We start from the raw sequence: 15177 nt of genomic DNA, 5'->3' as shown, positions 1-15177 counted from the left end.
GGTGCTGTTTACTTGGTATTGCATTGGTAAACAGCACCCTAAGGAGAACATTATGTCTCATCAACGCATTCCAGCTAACTGGACTATTCAACGCTCTACGCCATTTTTTACCAAAGACAATGTGCCTGCGGCCCTACTGACTCACCATAATACCGCCGAAGGTGTTTTTGGTCAGTTGTGTGTGATGGAAGGCGTGGTCACTTACTATGGCTTTGCCGACAGCGAAGCAACCGAACCAGAAGTGACAGTGGTGATTAACGCGGGCCAATTTGCCACCAGCCCTCCGCAGTACTGGCATCGCATTGAGTTAAGCCCTGATGCACAGTTCAATATTAATTTTTGGTCCGAAAAAGATAAAACCGGCCAAGCGATGTTTAATAGCAAATAATCTTACAATGATACTTTTATCGCGATCAGGGGCAGCAACAAGCTGCCCCCACTGATTTATTCACTAAAAAATAGGTCGCCATAATAGGATTCAGCATCACGACCACAATTATCGGTATCGGTCATAATCGCAATCACATCAATGTGCTGATAAGCTTTTTGGTTAGCTTTTGCACTGCCTTTGTCGCCAAATGTATCAATAAGGTCCTGGTAAACATTGCGCTTTTCTTGATACCACACACCACTTTTTGAGTCTTGGCCTTGTATCGCCAACATTTTAACCCTTGAGCCAGCAAACGCGTTATCCCACAACTCGCCTTTGGCTTGATTACTCGACCAGACATAATTAAGTGATTTGGTATTCCAAATAAACAGTCCGCCATCGATAACAACATATATACGCGCCACAAAATCATCACCGCTTTTACTTTGTTCATCTAACTGTGGCAACGTTTTTTCAACTAACCAACTCCAACTTAAATAAGGCGTATTAAGTAGATTGATCTTCTTTTCTAAAACAAGTCCAGATGCTGCATTTTGGCTAATGGCTTTAAGCGCCATTTGGCCTTTGTATTGTCCAACGCTATAAATTGATTTACCTGAAAATTCTTTCGTTTGCCATTGTTCAATGCCTTGCTCACTTAACGCCGTTAAATTGGTCACCGCTTGCGCGCTCACACATAGCAAAAAATTCAAAAACACGAATATCCATTTGCACATGTGACTCTCCAATGTTGTTATTGAGCGGTGTGTTTGAGTAAGAAAAACGGCCTCAAGGCAAACTAAAGATGACAATAAATGATTATTGCTTAAACTCCGCTAGTGCGGTTAAGGCTAATTGGGCTTTGTTTGAAGGCACAAAAATATGGTCGTGATAATACGCTGCGATAACATTAGCGCTGATGTTATATTCTGTGAGTTTAGCCGCTACTGCAGCCGTTAATCCAACAGCTTCAAGGCTTGAATGCACTGTTAGAGTAATTTGTTTAAAACTTGCTTCAAAGGCCAAGTCTGCCGATATAGCAGCCTCTTTACTGATCACTAACGTTAAGCCTTCACTCTCACGAAATGTGGCAAGTGGTGCTAATCGATTATATTGTTGATAGTCCCCCTGCACGGTACAAAATACAAATTCGCCATCCATCAATTTAGGGTTCATTGACGCTAAGAGTTGCTCTAAGTCAGTCATACCACTCATAGTCTACAATCCTTTTTGATAATCCATTGATTTAGCACGCTATAACAGGACTCGCACGTGTTATTGCAAGATGACCGCGAATAACATGCTTAATGCTTAATGCTTAATGCTTAATGCTTAATGCTTAATAACCTAAGCTCGGGACAATAAACTTATTTTGCCACTTTTTGTGCCGCTAACACTTTTTCCATTGGCGGTACAATTGACACTGGGTCTAAGCGCATTTGGAACCAGTTTAAACGCCAATCTAAATGCGGACCTGTCACGCGGCCTGTGGCGCCAATTTCAGCCACTTTATCGCCCTGCGCTACTTTGTCACCAACGTTTAAATATAATTTACTCAAATGTAAAAACGTTGAACTCACCCCATATCCGTGGTCAATAATGACAGTACCGCCAGAATAAAACATATCAGGTTCCGCGAGGGTAATGACACCATCAGCAGGCGCTACCACCTCAGTGCCTGTAGGACGAGCAACATCTACACCATAATGTGGGTTTCCAGGTACATCGTTATACACTCGTTGACTGCCATAAACACCTGAAATACGTCCGGTTACCGGCCAAATAAATGATTGCATAAACGCCTGTTGCTCTGAAAATATATCTCTTGCTGCACGGGTTTGCTTGGCATCTTTTGCCGCTCTTGCTTGTGCAACGGGATCAGGCTTCATGATTTTTTTGCTAATCCCCGTGATGCGATCAATCTTGTATTGTTTCGGGGCAATGTTAAGCGGTTTAATTTCGGTTAATCCGTCTGGATACGTCACTTTAACAACTTGCTCTGCGGCGGCATCTCGATCAAACCCAATAGCAAACTGCCCTGTGGGCGTCACTTTTATCGCTTGGCCATTTAATAAGACTTTGCTACCCGCTGGAACAGTACCACGAACCAATGCACCTTGTTCAAACTTGCCTTGAAAAGTCACTGCGGTCGCACTGGTGCTAAAACCCAATACGCTGGCCATGAACAAAGCCGCTGTAGAAATTGCCTTTAAAGGTGATTGCTTAACTGACATAAAACCGCATTCCTTGTAAAAAAAATAAAAAAAGGGCTACCTTTAGGCAGCCCGTTCATCTTACTCGATTAACCTTTAACCGCAATGGCTCCTTTGCCGATACCTTCATAGGCTATCACTTTAAAGTGGCTTTCAGGCACCTTGTTAGCTAACGTCGTGGCCATGTATTCCGCCAGCAGTTCGACAGTGGTGTCGTGTGGAATTAAATCACAACATTGTTTTGGCATCGCGAGCTGAAAATCGCCTTGTGGTGCCATGTAGTGAAAACCGAAATGGGTTTCGTCGCTTATACTGGTTTGCTTTGATAGAGCAAGTGTCGCCACCGGGACTAAATCTTCTTCAGTACCTAAATAGACATCTTGCCAACGGTCAGCCCAATATTGATCCCATTTAGGTTCAGCAATACCATTTTCGAACACTGTAACAGGACTACGATGGCCATGTGCAATACGTTGACAGTTACCATCATGCTTACGTAAACCATGGCTATAATGATAAAATGGCGTATCGAGCGCCTCGTTACGTAAGGTTAGGCTAATGCCTTGAACATTATCTGGCAGTGCTTCACGCAGCGCTTTTTTGAGAAAATCATTCACACTTTCAAAATCAATAATCTCAGTAGGAATAAGCGCAAATGCTTGTGACGGACACGCCAAGTGGATATCCCCTTTCTGGCTAGTAAAGTCCATCCAAACACGATCGCCTTTTTGTTGCCAGCGCACTTCGCTACACGCGGTAGGGATGAGTAAACGATGATCAGCAATATCATCAATGGTGTTTTTAATGGTGCGTTTTACTTTTGAAAAATCTAACACCATATTTTGTTCATCTAAGCCGCCATCGAGTAATACATCGACAATCCAGCTTTCTCCTACCATGCCACGTATTGGACAAAGATAAGAAAAATCGATAACGGTTAAATCTTTTACAAACAGTTGCATTAATGCTCCTAGGCAGAAAAACAGTCCACCTCAGTATAAATGTATCCCGAATGGCACATGCCAATGGAAAAGGTATTTTAAGACGTCTACATACCAAGGGGTATCACCTCTTGGTCTAATACAAGGTGGTAAAAAGCAACCAACACCGTAATACAACGTCAATAACACTGACATTCTAAACAAAAGCCTGTCTATGAGCGAGTAATCAAAACGATTAGGCAAATAAAATCTGAGTAATTGCTGGTCATAGGTCGATGATCAACAATGTTGCGGTGGGATTATTGAGCAGGATCTATTGTATTTATCCCAGAATCAACGGAGAAAAAAGCCACAAGCAAACACAAAATAATGCAACTTTGGCTACACAATAATAAATAAATCATCAATGAAGACATACTGTTATCCCTAAAAACCTTTGCACAGTGTAAACAAAAATTATGCAGAAACTGTGCAGACATTAAGGAGATAACGTAGAAAAGGTTCGGTAGGCTAGTAATTATTCAACCTTATAACCAACACCGTAAATAGAGTGAAGCACTTCTTTTTGTTTAGTGGCCTGTGCAAGTTTGTGGCGTAAATTTTTAACATGGCTGTCAATCGTACGTGAGCTTACAATGCGGTCGTCGACATAACACACTTGCATCAAGCTGTCGCGAGAGTGGACAACACCGGGGCGTTTAAGCAAGGTTTGTAACAATCTAAATTCAACCGGGGTTAATTCAACTTCTTGTCGATCAACATGACACTTAAACCGTTCAATATTCAAATCTATGTGTTTATAGCGGATCACTTGCTCATTTTGACTACCTTGAGTGTTTTCTACCCGTCTCAAAATCGTTTTCACTCTGGCGACGACTTCTCTTGCAGAAAACGGTTTACACACATAATCATCAGCCCCCAGTTCTAAACCCATGAGGCGATCAATTTCATCAACACGAGCAGTTAACATCAAAATAGGCATCATTGAAAACTGACGGATCTCGCGGCAAATGGTTAAACCATCTTTGTAAGGCAACATTAAATCTAAAATCACAAAATCAATAGATTGCGTTTTAATCGTATCAATCACATCACGGCCATCGTATTGTACTTGGGTGTTAAACCCTTCAAGTTTCAAAAAATCCACTAAAACCTGTGCAATTTTAGGTTCATCTTCTACCACCAGAACTGTCATTGGCTCTTGATGAGAAAATCCACTCATGGTCACTTCCTTAACAAAGGTAATTGTACTTTAATGCATAATCCACCCATTGGAGATGGCATTGCGCTAATCTTGCCGTTATGGGCTTCTACAATATTTTTACAGATCGTTAGCCCTAAACCCGCCCCGCTACCTCGGCGGGTTCTGGCGGTGTCTTGACGATATAATGGTTCAAATAAATGTTCACATTCATCTTCTGTGGCACTGGGTTTAGTATCGTTGAGTGTTAGGCAGATCATATTATCTTGCTGCACCAATTGAATATCAATTTGGCCTGGGCTGTCAGTGTAGACCATGGCATTCATTAATAAGTTCATAAACAACTGTTCTAAGCGCCTAACATCTGCAGACACAAACAGTTTGGGCATAATGTGATGCGTTAAGGTCAAGCCTTTATCTAGCATAGATGTTGATAGGGTGCCTAAAATGCACTCCAAAGACTCGCTGATGTTATGAGGCTTGAAATGGTACCGCAGGCCGCCAACATCAGATAAAGAGAGTTCATATAAATCATCCACTAGATGTTTCATACGTAACACCTCTTGTTCTATTGATTGTAGCTGGTGCAGATCGAACGCCCTTATACCGGCTTTTATCGAATCGATTTCGCCACACAAAATGCTCAACGGTGTTCTCAACTCATGAGAAATATCAGCTAACCAACGATTCTTTGCACTGCGATTTTTAGCTAAAGTCATCGCCAAATGGTCGATATTGACCATTAACTGGCCTAATTCATCTACACGCGTAGTCGCTAAACGTTGCTCGTAATCCCCTTCAGACAAATGATTAATGCCTTGCATAACATGCTTTACAGGCACTAATAAAAATCGTGAGAGCCACCAAGCTAATGCACTGGCAAGCATTAAACACACTAAACCGATACCAATACTGGTCCATCGCTGCTGTTGTGCAAATGCAGTTGCTGAAGACGATTGAATTTCACGGATCGGCAGACTGTACAAGTACCCTACCACTTGCTGATTATATTCCAGAGGCATACTTATACGCTCAACAGACTCCTCGATGGCATCACCGGCAATATGCACTTGTTCTGCTGAATATAAGCCTGTGGGAGGCCCTATACGTTGCTTATCAAATGGTGGTCTTTTATGTGGTGGGAGTCTTTGTGGTTGCCCTAATCCTCCTGGTTCGCCTCTTGGTCTTGGAGGTAGTAAGCCGGATAAACCAGGGCCAATATTTTTAGGACCGCCAATGTTATCTTGTCTTGGCTTGTAAGGAATAACTGAATGCTGTGAAATGATCTGATTGAGCGAAGATGACTTGGTTAGATGCCAAATCTCTGTAGATTGGTTACTGTTAGCCGATGATGAAGAAGCACCATATAGTGTCAGCAAGTCAACCGACAAACTGGCAAGGCGCTCTTGCTCTAAATTGTTTATAAAGTCTAGAAAACCTTGATCAAAGCTCCACCTCGCTAACGATAAGGTCGCGATAAGAACAACACAGGTTAAGCCAACAAAGGCTAAAAATAATTTCTGAGATATTTTCATAAACTACAGTATAACCAGCAATATAACTGCAAACTAGTCATCGAGAACAACGGATTGCAATCTCCTCAGATTCTGCACAATTCCTCCACATTAATATCGTATATTATCCGAAGTATCTCACCAAGGAGCGTCAACATGACCCTTAACCCAATCACTATTGGTTTACTTTCTCTTAGTTTATTTGCTGCAGCGGGCGCATTCGCTAACCCTCCAGGCGGCAAGCCACCACAAGAAGCAATTGATGCGTGTGCAAGCAGTTCAGAAAACAGCCAAGTTAGCTTTGAAACACCACGTGGTGATAGTATTGAAGCTACTTGCCAAATGATTAATGGTGAGCTGGTAGCTGTACCGGATAATCCACCACAAGATATGCAACAAGGTCAAAGAGAACGTAACTAACGTCTTTTTGTGCCCTTAACGTCTATGCCAAAACAGACAAGGAGTGACTATGCAAGTGACGAGTAGCAACACCGCGATCCAAATGACATCAACAGAAAATCCTCAGCGTCCTCCACGCCCGGATGGCCCTCCGCCACCAAAAGGCAGCGTACCACCAGGACTAGAGACTGCAGTATCAACCTTGTCTGAGGAAGAGCAGCAATTGACTACGGATATGTTGGCATCGCTAACGGATGAACAACAAGCAGAACTTAAATCGGTTTTAGACGAGTTAAAACCGATGACAGAAGGCTTATCAGACGAAGATATCGGCAGTATTTTCTATGAAGCGTTGAGCAGTATTTACAATGATGGCGAAACGCAAACAGCCAGTAATTCATCTACGGTAAACGTCGACGTATACGCTTAAAAACAAGGCGAGTCACTTGATATAACAAAGCCAGCTATATGCTGGCTTTGTTTTGTGTAAGGTTATTCTCTTGCATTCACTAACGGTAAAAACTCAGTGAGTGCATCGGGTAGCCTAGGCCTGCTGTACAAATAACCTTGGGCTAAATCACATCCGTTTCTGCGTAAAAAATCTGCCTGCTCTTCGGTTTCGACACCCTCTGCAATAATTTGTAAATTTAATGCATGCCCTAAAGCAATAACAGCTTTAGCGATGGCGGTATTGTTGACATCGTGAGGTATGTCCCCAACAAATGACTGATCAATTTTAAGTTTATCAATCGGAAGGCGTTTCAGATAGTTAAGTGACGAGTAGCCAGTACCAAAATCATCAATACTTAGTGCAATCCCCATAGCTCCTAATAATTTTAAATCGTGAATCATGGCCTCAGGGTTATGCATCATGCACGACTCAGTCACCTCTAACTCAAGATGCTTAGTTGGAAGGCCTGTTTCAAGTAATATTTGTCTGACTTTATCTACAAAATCATTACGCTGTAATTGTAAGCTGGCCACGTTAACCGATATCCGCTCAAACGTCTTTCCTTGAGTTAGCCATTCTACACCCTGTAAACACGCCGTTTTTAACACCCATAATCCAATGTCCCAAATTAAACCAATTTTTTCCGCTAGCGGAATAAACGCTGCAGGTGATATGTCACCTAAAATAGGATCATGCCAACGGATAAGCGCTTCAAAACCGCAAGGAGATAAATCCTTTAATGTTAATTTGGGTTGATAAACGAGATAAAAATCATCGTTAGCCAACGCATGATGCAATGCCGTTTGCAGTTTTAATTGCTCTACCGCTTGTCTAGTCATCGACTCAGTATAAAAAGCATAATTATTACGGCCATCGAGTTTTGCACGATGCATAGCTGCATCGGCATTTCGCAATAAACTGTCATGGTCATCGCCATCACTTGGATAAATAGCGACCCCCATACTGGCGGTTAATCTAACAGATTGTGAGTTATCCAAAATAAATGGTCGCTCAAATACACTGCGGATCCTATCAACCGATGAGGTAACAGAGTCTGTACTCATAATGCCAGGTAGCATGACCACAAACTCGTCACCACTTAAACGCGCAAGCACATCAAAATCAGATAGGGCATAAGATAGTCGCTTAGCTAATTCAACCAGAATTTCATCACCAATCACATGGCCTAGACTGTCGTTGATGTGTTTAAAAAAATCGATATCTAGAAATAAAATCGCCAACTGCTTTTTAGCACGATTGGAGTGATTCAATTCTTGTTCAACTAATGACATAAATTGCATGCGATTAGGCAATTGGGTCAAAGGATCAAAATAAGCCAGATTTTTGAGTTTTTCTTCGTTTTGTTTTTGTACAGAGATATCGGCAAACACCGCTACGTAATATTGAATAATATTTTGTTTATCAAATACGGCGCTAATAGTAATGGCTTGCGGAAAAATAGCGCCATGTTTACGACGATTCCAAATTTCGCCATGCCATTTCCCCTGAACTAATAAAGTATTCCATAAACGTTCAAAAAAGCTTTTTGGATGACGTCCAGAGCTCAATATATTCGGATTGCGACCTAGCACTTCATCGCGGCTATAACCCGTTATATCGGTAAACGCCTGGTTTATATCAGTAATATTACCTTCTTTATCTGTTATAACCACCCCTTCAACGGCATTTTGGAACACATTAGCCGCTAATATTAATTGTTCTTGGGCTTCTTTATGTTCTGCAATATTTCGGGTCATTCCGATAACTCCAGTTAATTGACCTTGGTCATCTTTAACGGGAGCTTTAATGGTTTCAAGCCAGACTTTATTGTAATTGGCGTCGACTTCCTCGCATTCTGATACCACCACGGGTGAGCCGGTATTGATGGCTAACTCATCACCTTGAATAAACGCTTCTGCAGTACGCATATCAAACAAATCATGGTCATTTTTCCCGACAATTTGCTCTTTTGATTTTCGCCATGCTCGCTCAACACTCTTATTGCAGGCAATGTAAAACCCATCTAAGTTTTTAATCCAAATATGTTCGTCAAATGCATCAATAAATGCTTGTAAGTCGACATCATGGGTGACATTAACGTTGGGTTGGCCCCCTAAATCTATACTCGAAAGATATACACGGATGGCACTGCTTAACATATCAGCAATACGAATTTGAATAGCACTTAAGGGGGCAAATAATTCTGGTTTATCAAGATCATCATTAACAGCACTAAAAGAAAGTCCTGCCATTAGTAGCCCTTGTTCATCACGGATAAGTTGATGGTATACCCCAGTACTTGACTGGTTTACCTCTGCATTATCATTAAGGGTACCAATATAATGTAATAAACTGATTTGATGTTGCTGGCAGGTGCGCTCTTTAGCGCTTTGGCTAATACAGATAGCTTGTAGACGATGTGCTGTCACATCAATTTGGTTAAAAGTGATAGTCAGACGAAATTCGGCAGAAATGTCGTTAATTTCCTGTTGCCATTCTCCAAGTTGAGTTTGAGAAATAGCTTCTTTCAACATAACACCTTCCTAAATCGACATAATAAATAAGTTCTGTACCACCAATTAACAATATAGTCATCCAACTATAGTACAGATAATGACGGACTAGCATTAACCTTCAAAGTGAACAGACTATCAAAAGCCCACTTCCTATACTAACCCAGCCACAATGAACATGATTATTTCATACTATAAGCCTAAATAGCACTGCACTAACTATCTTAAATCAATAAATCCGTTATCTTGAACATTAAATATACGCTAAAAACAAATAAGGAGCCTAAAGCTCCTTATTTATGTTTACCATATAACTAACTGTAAAGTATTAGTTTTAGCTATTTTTTAGTGCGGCAATGCGCTTCTCTAACGGTGGATGGCTCATCATAAGTTCAGCCATTGAACGTTTGCCATTAATACCAAAAGCAGACATCTGAGCTGGCATTGCACCGCTTTCAGGGCCTTGGCGTAAACGCTCAAGCGCAGCAATCATTTTGCCTTTACCCGCTAACTGAGCTGCACCTTCGTCAGCTTTAAATTCACGGATACGTGAGAAGTAAGCCACAATCATAGATGCCAATATACCAAACAGCATGTCTAATACAAACACCACTGCCATATAGGCAAACATACCTAGGCCTTCACCTTCTTCATCGCTACTTGCAACAAAGTTATCGATAATACCAGCTACCACACGCGCGGCAAAAATAACAAAGGTATTCACCACGCCTTGAATTAAGGTTAAGGTCACCATATCGCCGTTAGCAACGTGGCTCACTTCATGGGCTAATACACCTTCGATTTCATCTTGCGTCATGCCGTAAAGTAAACCCGAACTTACCGCTACCAATGCATTGTTTTTACTTGGCCCTGTGGCAAATGCGTTCATTTCTGGCGACTGATAAATGGCCACTTCAGGCATTTTAATGCCTGATTTTTCAGCTTGACGCGCTACCGTCTCAACTAACCAACGTTCAGTATTGTCACGTGGGTGAGTAATGACTTCACAACCCATGGTTTTCTTCGCCATCCATTTTGAAATGGCTAAACTGATAAATGAGCCACCAAAACCAAAAATGGCAGCAAATACTAACAGTCCACCCATCGTTTGGGTATTTACCCCAAGAATAGACATTACGATTGAGGCAACCAGTAAGATGGCAAAGTTGGTTGCGATCAACAAAAATATACGCTTCATTTAAGCTCCTGTATGGCAAAATGCCGATTTTCAATTGTTACTACAGACATAATATGTCCATAAAAATAGAATTCAAGCTTAGTTATATTAAAAAAGATTTATGACTCTTTTACGCTGATACAACACAGGCTTAAAATGCTAGCGAGCAGAGTCTAGGCAGATTATATTAATTGAAACTGAAAAAGTGCTAACTCAGTGTATGCATTGGTTAATCTTTGATAAACTGTCAAAAATAAAATAACAATAAGGCATGTTTATGACCATTAACGCATTAATGTTGAGCGCTTCACGTGTAGGTGACTCAGACTATTTAACCCATACTATTGATCTTATCCTTCCACTGACTCAACCCGGTCAACAATGGCTATTTATTCCCTATGCCGGTGTTAGCGTCAGTTATGATGAGTATTTAACCAAAGTGCAAATGGCATTAGCACCGCTACCTATCACCATTAACAGCATTCACCAGTTTGCCGATCCTAAACAAGCCATCCAAGAGGCCGCTGGTATTTTGGTTGGCGGTGGCAATACTTTCCAACTGTTAAACGAGCTTTATCGCTACGATTTAGTGCATTTAATCCGCGAAAAAGTGCAAAATGGTATGCCTTATGTGGGTTGGAGTGCAGGTTCAAACATTACCGGAGCCAGTATCCGTACCACAAATGATATGCCAATCATTGAACCACCCTCATTTACGGCACTGAATATTTTACCTTTTCAGTTAAATCCACATTACACCAATTACCAAATGCCAGGCCATAACGGTGAAACTCGTGCTCAACGCTTACTAGAGTTCACCATTGTTGACCCGTTAACTCCTGTGATTGGTATCCAAGAAGGCAGCGCGTTATGGCGCCAAGGAGATAAATTAACCTTAATCGGCGATCAAACTGCCTATTTATTTCATGGTAAGCAACAAGAAGTTGAGATTGCCGCCAACAGCGACTTATCAAAGTATCTCAAATAACACGGTTTGAGATAAATGCCATTGGGCTTTTGTCATAGGTCCAATGGTTGCTTAATTAATCGTATTGGTTTCGTTCGCTGGGAATGTCAGTTAAATACTCAACAAACTCAATTTCAAAACCATTAGGGTCAATAAAATAACGGCTCTTATAAGCTTCGTTAGCCGCGCCCATAATCGCCACCTTATAACCGACGTTTGCAAGCCTTATCACTAATGCATCGACGTTATCCACCACATAAGCAAAATGTGCTAAACCAATCGCATTGCTTGTAAGGTCACGCGCCTTTCCGGTCCCAGAGTCATTCAGCGACAAATATTGATAGTCATCGCCAAAATGCAACCATTTTCGTGGTGTACCATGCCAAGTTGAGTCACCACCACCACGCACTCTCCAATGGGGAAATGCCGCCTGATAAAACACTAATGTCTCTTCTAAATCGTTCACAACCAAATTGACATGTTCTAAGTGCATTGTGTCTCTCCTTTATTAAGAATAAGACCGAGCTTAATACCTCAAGTTAACTTGAGGTAAAGCGTTATTTTTGCCAGAATGTAAAATTTGGAGGAGAACAGTGTCAATAAATACAGAATTGAGTGTGGGCCAAGTGGCAAAACGTTGTGGCATGAATGTTTCGGCAATTCATTTTTATGAACAAAAAGGCTTAATAAGCAGTTGGCGAAATCAAGGAAATCAGCGACGCTACTCACGAGAAGTCATTCGCCGGATTTCACTCATCAAAGCAGCTCAACAATTAGGCATTTCTCTCGATGAGATACACTTGGCCTTTGCCAGTCTGCCAAATGGGCGAACCGCCACGAAACAAGATTGGATAAATTTATCTAACCAATGGAACCAGACGCTGACACTGCGGATTGCCAAGATGCAAAAATTGAAAGATTCACTCGAAGGTTGCATCGGTTGTGGTTGTTTATCCATGCAAAACTGCCCACTGTACAATCCCGATGATATTCTTGAAAAACAGGGCCCCGGTCCGGTACTGTTAAATAAAACATAAAAATGCCGAGCTTCAAAAGAAACTAGGCGATCTCAAAAAAGCGTAAATAAGGGAGATAAAATAACGGATTGGAAACACGGCTTAAATGATCATTAACACTTAAGCCGCTAAATTTATAAAACTAGCAATAACAGCCTAACTAAGCGTATTGGTTGCAGTAATATCAATTTTACGAGGTTTCATAGCCTCTGGGATTTCTCGTACTAAATCAATATTGAGCAAACCGTGCTCTAATTCTGCACCAATAACACGGACATAATCGGCTAGCTGGAAGGTCCGCTCAAAACCGCGTTCTGCAATGCCTTGGTGCAAATATTTACGCTCATCAGTTTTTGCTGTCTTATTGCCTTTCACTAACAGTTTTTCGCCTTCACTCATAATGTCTAACTCAGACATTGCAAAGCCAGCTACCGCCATAGTGATGCGATAACGATTTTCACCAAGCAGTTCGATATTATAGGGAGGGTAACCACTGTTAGCATTGTTAGCTGCAGCATGTTCAGCAAGTTGGGCTAAACGATCAAAACCAATTGCGCTACGGTAAAGAGGGGCTAAATCTGGAGTAAGATTAAAGTTTCGCATGTTCATATCCTTGTCTAAAGCAATATGTAAAATAATGACCACTTTTTCATAAAAGTAGCGACGTTGATAACAGCCCTTACGGCACTGTCATAGTCAGAGTAGTAAAACCTCATTCGAGCATTTCGTTATCTATCTCTGCTACAAAATTAGATATATGGACACCGTGTTTGATATCAAGGCTATTGAATAAAAAAAATTTAAAATGGATATAAAATTTAAAAAATGGCATTTATTCAACATCTTAAAATTCAATAATTATGATTAATTACGACTGTAATCCTGTTTAAATGACTTTTGTCACTGGTAATTCTAATTGAAAACGTCACAATAACTCACAACGCAATACATCAATAAGGATATGTTATGAACCCTGCGACACTGGCACTATTAATCCCAATCATCGCCATTATAGGCAGTTTTATTGTTAGCATAATGAAGCTTAAAGAGCGCCAAAGCATAGCGGCAAACGAACAAGCAAATAATAATAAATCACTGCACGATGAAATCAGCTCATTACGTCAACGCATTGAAGTATTAGAACGGGTTATTACTGAAGATTCATATGACTTAAAACAAAAAATTAATAATGCATAACTTGTATTATTGTTAACACCACAAAGCCACCTTTATAGGTGGCTTAATGATTTAACAACATGATGGATAAAATAACCAGTCAACTATCCCACTACTTATTGACAGCAATTGAGCGTCTAAACAGCGCTAGACTGCTAACAAAAAATACCATCCCCAAGGTGATGATATTCAATAGCTCGGGCCACACAATACTAAAGTCAGCCCCACGAAAGACGACTGACTGCGAAAATGCCATAAAGTGCCGTGAAGGGAAAATCCATGTAAATGGTTGAACAATTGCAGGTTGACTCTCAATGGGAGTAATGCCCCCAGACAATAACATCATAGGAATGATGACAATCATTAACAATAAAGCAAACTGCGCCATGGTGCGGGCTATGGTGCCAAGAAATATCCCGATTGAGGCTGCTGAAAATAAATAAATCGTCGTCCCACCCAATAATAACCAACGCGATCCCGCAATGGGGACATCCAATAATGTTTCGACCATAAAGAAAAGTGACAACGAAAAGGCTATCAGCACAATTAGTCCATTGGCCCAAACCTTGGACATAATGATTTGAAATGACGTCAGCGGCATGACCAATAAATGTTCGATTGTGCCATGCTCACGTTCACGCAGTAAGGCTGCACCGGTCAGAATAATAGCCAACAAGGTGACATTATCGAGCAGCGCTCCCATTGAACTAAACCAGCTCATTGTGCCATTAGGATTAAACGCGCGTCGTTGAACTAATACCACGGGGTAATCGATAGTTGCATTAGACCGATTAACAAAAAAGTTAACCTCCTTAGTGATGATACTTTGAATATAGCTATTACCTAAGCTTGCTTGAGTCACAGCGGTCGCATCAACATCGATTTGCACACTCGGTAAGCGCCCATCACGCACATCCGCCTCAAAACGCGGTGGAATGCTTACCACAAACATAAAGCGATCTTGGTCCATGAGTTGGTCTACCTCGCTCGCAGATATTTGCTCTGCAAACTTAAAATAAGGAGGATAGAAAGCATTGGCAATGTTACGCGACAGCGTTGAGTGATCTTCGTCAACGATCGCAATTGATGCATTATTGACCGACTCACTAATGGCGGTTGATCGCGAATAAATTTGCGCACTGAATAAAAACACAATTAGTATTATCATGGTAACGTCACCCATGACACTGCGAAGCTCCTTAGTGCCAAGCCAGAAAATATTGCTCCAGATTTTCATCG

17 protein-coding genes are annotated in these 15177 nt (G+C 41.2%); 6 read left to right on the top strand and 11 right to left on the bottom strand.

All coding sequences use genetic code 11. From position 1 onward, the window contains the following. Nucleotides 1-52 precede the first annotated feature (52 nt). Nucleotides 53-388 (top strand): TehB family protein, encoded by a 336-nt coding sequence (locus PQR79_RS01555; protein ID WP_160054244.1) that lies wholly within the window; start codon nt 53-55, stop codon nt 386-388. A gap of 56 nt (nt 389-444) precedes the next feature. Here the strand turns inward: PQR79_RS01555 and PQR79_RS01550 are convergent, their stop codons facing one another. From PQR79_RS01550 to PQR79_RS01525, 6 genes are all read right to left on the bottom strand, one after another. Further along, complete coding sequence (locus PQR79_RS01550; protein WP_274408360.1) at nt 445-1089, bottom strand: DUF3047 domain-containing protein; 645 nt, start codon at nt 1087-1089, stop codon at nt 445-447. 100 nt (nt 1090-1189) lie between these two features. After that, a complete protein-coding gene (locus tag PQR79_RS01545; protein WP_238103386.1) occupies nt 1190-1585 on the bottom strand; it encodes an ACT domain-containing protein in 396 nt (131 codons plus the stop codon). 152 nt (nt 1586-1737) lie between these two features. After that, nucleotides 1738-2604, bottom strand: coding sequence for a M23 family metallopeptidase (locus PQR79_RS01540; protein WP_438270800.1), 867 nt, complete (start codon nt 2602-2604; stop codon nt 1738-1740). A gap of 68 nt (nt 2605-2672) precedes the next feature. Then, nucleotides 2673-3545, bottom strand: coding sequence for a 6-carboxytetrahydropterin synthase (locus PQR79_RS01535; RefSeq protein WP_238103382.1), 873 nt, complete (start codon nt 3543-3545; stop codon nt 2673-2675). A gap of 496 nt (nt 3546-4041) precedes the next feature. Beyond that, nucleotides 4042-4746, bottom strand: coding sequence for a response regulator (locus tag PQR79_RS01530; RefSeq protein ID WP_238103380.1), 705 nt, complete (start codon nt 4744-4746; stop codon nt 4042-4044). Between the two features lie 2 nt (nt 4747-4748). Next, nucleotides 4749-6260 carry an ATP-binding protein gene (locus PQR79_RS01525; protein WP_238103378.1) on the bottom strand — a complete coding sequence of 504 codons (1512 nt, stop codon included), beginning with the start codon at nt 6258-6260 and terminating at the stop codon, nt 4749-4751. A gap of 135 nt (nt 6261-6395) precedes the next feature. Here PQR79_RS01525 and PQR79_RS01520 point away from each other — a divergent pair, with 135 nt between their 5' ends. Next, entirely contained in the window at nt 6396-6659 is a 264-nt protein-coding gene (locus tag PQR79_RS01520; RefSeq protein ID WP_238103376.1) for a hypothetical protein, read from the top strand. Nucleotides 6660-6708: 49 nt separating this feature from the next. Then, nucleotides 6709-7068 (top strand): hypothetical protein, encoded by a 360-nt coding sequence (locus PQR79_RS01515; protein ID WP_238103374.1) that lies wholly within the window; start codon nt 6709-6711, stop codon nt 7066-7068. 62 nt (nt 7069-7130) lie between these two features. Here PQR79_RS01515 and PQR79_RS01510 read toward each other — a convergent pair whose 3' ends face one another. Further along, complete coding sequence (locus PQR79_RS01510; RefSeq protein ID WP_238103372.1) at nt 7131-9623, bottom strand: sensor domain-containing protein; 2493 nt, start codon at nt 9621-9623, stop codon at nt 7131-7133. Between the two features lie 313 nt (nt 9624-9936). Next, complete coding sequence (gene htpX, locus PQR79_RS01505) at nt 9937-10800, bottom strand: protease HtpX (protein ID WP_238103370.1); 864 nt, start codon at nt 10798-10800, stop codon at nt 9937-9939. A 256-nt stretch (nt 10801-11056) separates the two neighbouring features. Between htpX and pepE the strand changes: the two genes are divergently transcribed. Then, nucleotides 11057-11767: a dipeptidase PepE gene (gene pepE, locus PQR79_RS01500; protein WP_238103368.1), complete on the top strand. Its 711-nt coding sequence runs from the start codon at nt 11057-11059 to the stop codon at nt 11765-11767. A 55-nt stretch (nt 11768-11822) separates the two neighbouring features. Here pepE and PQR79_RS01495 read toward each other — a convergent pair whose 3' ends face one another. Further along, nucleotides 11823-12239 (bottom strand): VOC family protein, encoded by a 417-nt coding sequence (locus PQR79_RS01495; protein ID WP_238103367.1) that lies wholly within the window; start codon nt 12237-12239, stop codon nt 11823-11825. A gap of 100 nt (nt 12240-12339) precedes the next feature. On the opposite strand from PQR79_RS01495, the gene soxR reads away from it, so the two are divergent. After that, nucleotides 12340-12783 carry a redox-sensitive transcriptional activator SoxR gene (soxR, locus tag PQR79_RS01490; RefSeq protein WP_274408359.1) on the top strand — a complete coding sequence of 148 codons (444 nt, stop codon included), beginning with the start codon at nt 12340-12342 and terminating at the stop codon, nt 12781-12783. Between the two features lie 135 nt (nt 12784-12918). Here the strand turns inward: soxR and PQR79_RS01485 are convergent, their stop codons facing one another. After that, nucleotides 12919-13365: an Hsp20 family protein gene (locus tag PQR79_RS01485; RefSeq protein WP_238103366.1), complete on the bottom strand. Its 447-nt coding sequence runs from the start codon at nt 13363-13365 to the stop codon at nt 12919-12921. A 363-nt stretch (nt 13366-13728) separates the two neighbouring features. On the opposite strand from PQR79_RS01485, the gene PQR79_RS01480 reads away from it, so the two are divergent. After that, complete coding sequence (locus tag PQR79_RS01480; RefSeq protein WP_188740784.1) at nt 13729-13959, top strand: hypothetical protein; 231 nt, start codon at nt 13729-13731, stop codon at nt 13957-13959. 91 nt (nt 13960-14050) lie between these two features. On the opposite strand, the gene PQR79_RS01475 is transcribed toward PQR79_RS01480, so the two are convergent. After that, nucleotides 14051-15175 (bottom strand): ABC transporter permease, encoded by a 1125-nt coding sequence (locus PQR79_RS01475; RefSeq protein WP_238103365.1) that lies wholly within the window; start codon nt 15173-15175, stop codon nt 14051-14053. Nucleotides 15176-15177: the final 2 nt, after the last annotated feature.

This window comes from Shewanella metallivivens, from assembly GCF_028750675.1.
In the GTDB taxonomy this organism is placed as follows: Bacteria; Pseudomonadota; Gammaproteobacteria; order Enterobacterales; family Shewanellaceae; genus Shewanella; species Shewanella metallivivens.
Note: the sequence above shows the minus strand (reverse complement) of the source record. Positions and strands in the feature narration are given on the sequence as shown.

Coding starts and splice junctions, on each gene's coding strand:
- PQR79_RS01480 (WP_188740784.1), top strand. CDS start 13,729: ATGAACCCTGCGACACTGGCACTATTAATCCCAATCATCGCCATTATA.
- PQR79_RS01530 (WP_238103380.1), bottom strand. CDS start 4,746: ATGAGTGGATTTTCTCATCAAGAGCCAATGACAGTTCTGGTGGTAGAA.
- PQR79_RS01510 (WP_238103372.1), bottom strand. CDS start 9,623: ATGTTGAAAGAAGCTATTTCTCAAACTCAACTTGGAGAATGGCAACAG.
- pepE (WP_238103368.1), top strand. CDS start 11,057: ATGACCATTAACGCATTAATGTTGAGCGCTTCACGTGTAGGTGACTCA.
- PQR79_RS01535 (WP_238103382.1), bottom strand. CDS start 3,545: ATGCAACTGTTTGTAAAAGATTTAACCGTTATCGATTTTTCTTATCTT.
- PQR79_RS01515 (WP_238103374.1), top strand. CDS start 6,709: ATGCAAGTGACGAGTAGCAACACCGCGATCCAAATGACATCAACAGAA.
- PQR79_RS01525 (WP_238103378.1), bottom strand. CDS start 6,260: ATGAAAATATCTCAGAAATTATTTTTAGCCTTTGTTGGCTTAACCTGT.
- PQR79_RS01545 (WP_238103386.1), bottom strand. CDS start 1,585: ATGAGTGGTATGACTGACTTAGAGCAACTCTTAGCGTCAATGAACCCT.
- PQR79_RS01520 (WP_238103376.1), top strand. CDS start 6,396: ATGACCCTTAACCCAATCACTATTGGTTTACTTTCTCTTAGTTTATTT.
- PQR79_RS01495 (WP_238103367.1), bottom strand. CDS start 12,239: ATGCACTTAGAACATGTCAATTTGGTTGTGAACGATTTAGAAGAGACA.
- PQR79_RS01555 (WP_160054244.1), top strand. CDS start 53: ATGTCTCATCAACGCATTCCAGCTAACTGGACTATTCAACGCTCTACG.
- PQR79_RS01485 (WP_238103366.1), bottom strand. CDS start 13,365: ATGCGAAACTTTAATCTTACTCCAGATTTAGCCCCTCTTTACCGTAGC.
- htpX (WP_238103370.1), bottom strand. CDS start 10,800: ATGAAGCGTATATTTTTGTTGATCGCAACCAACTTTGCCATCTTACTG.
- PQR79_RS01540 (WP_438270800.1), bottom strand. CDS start 2,604: ATGTCAGTTAAGCAATCACCTTTAAAGGCAATTTCTACAGCGGCTTTG.
- PQR79_RS01475 (WP_238103365.1), bottom strand. CDS start 15,175: ATGAAAATCTGGAGCAATATTTTCTGGCTTGGCACTAAGGAGCTTCGC.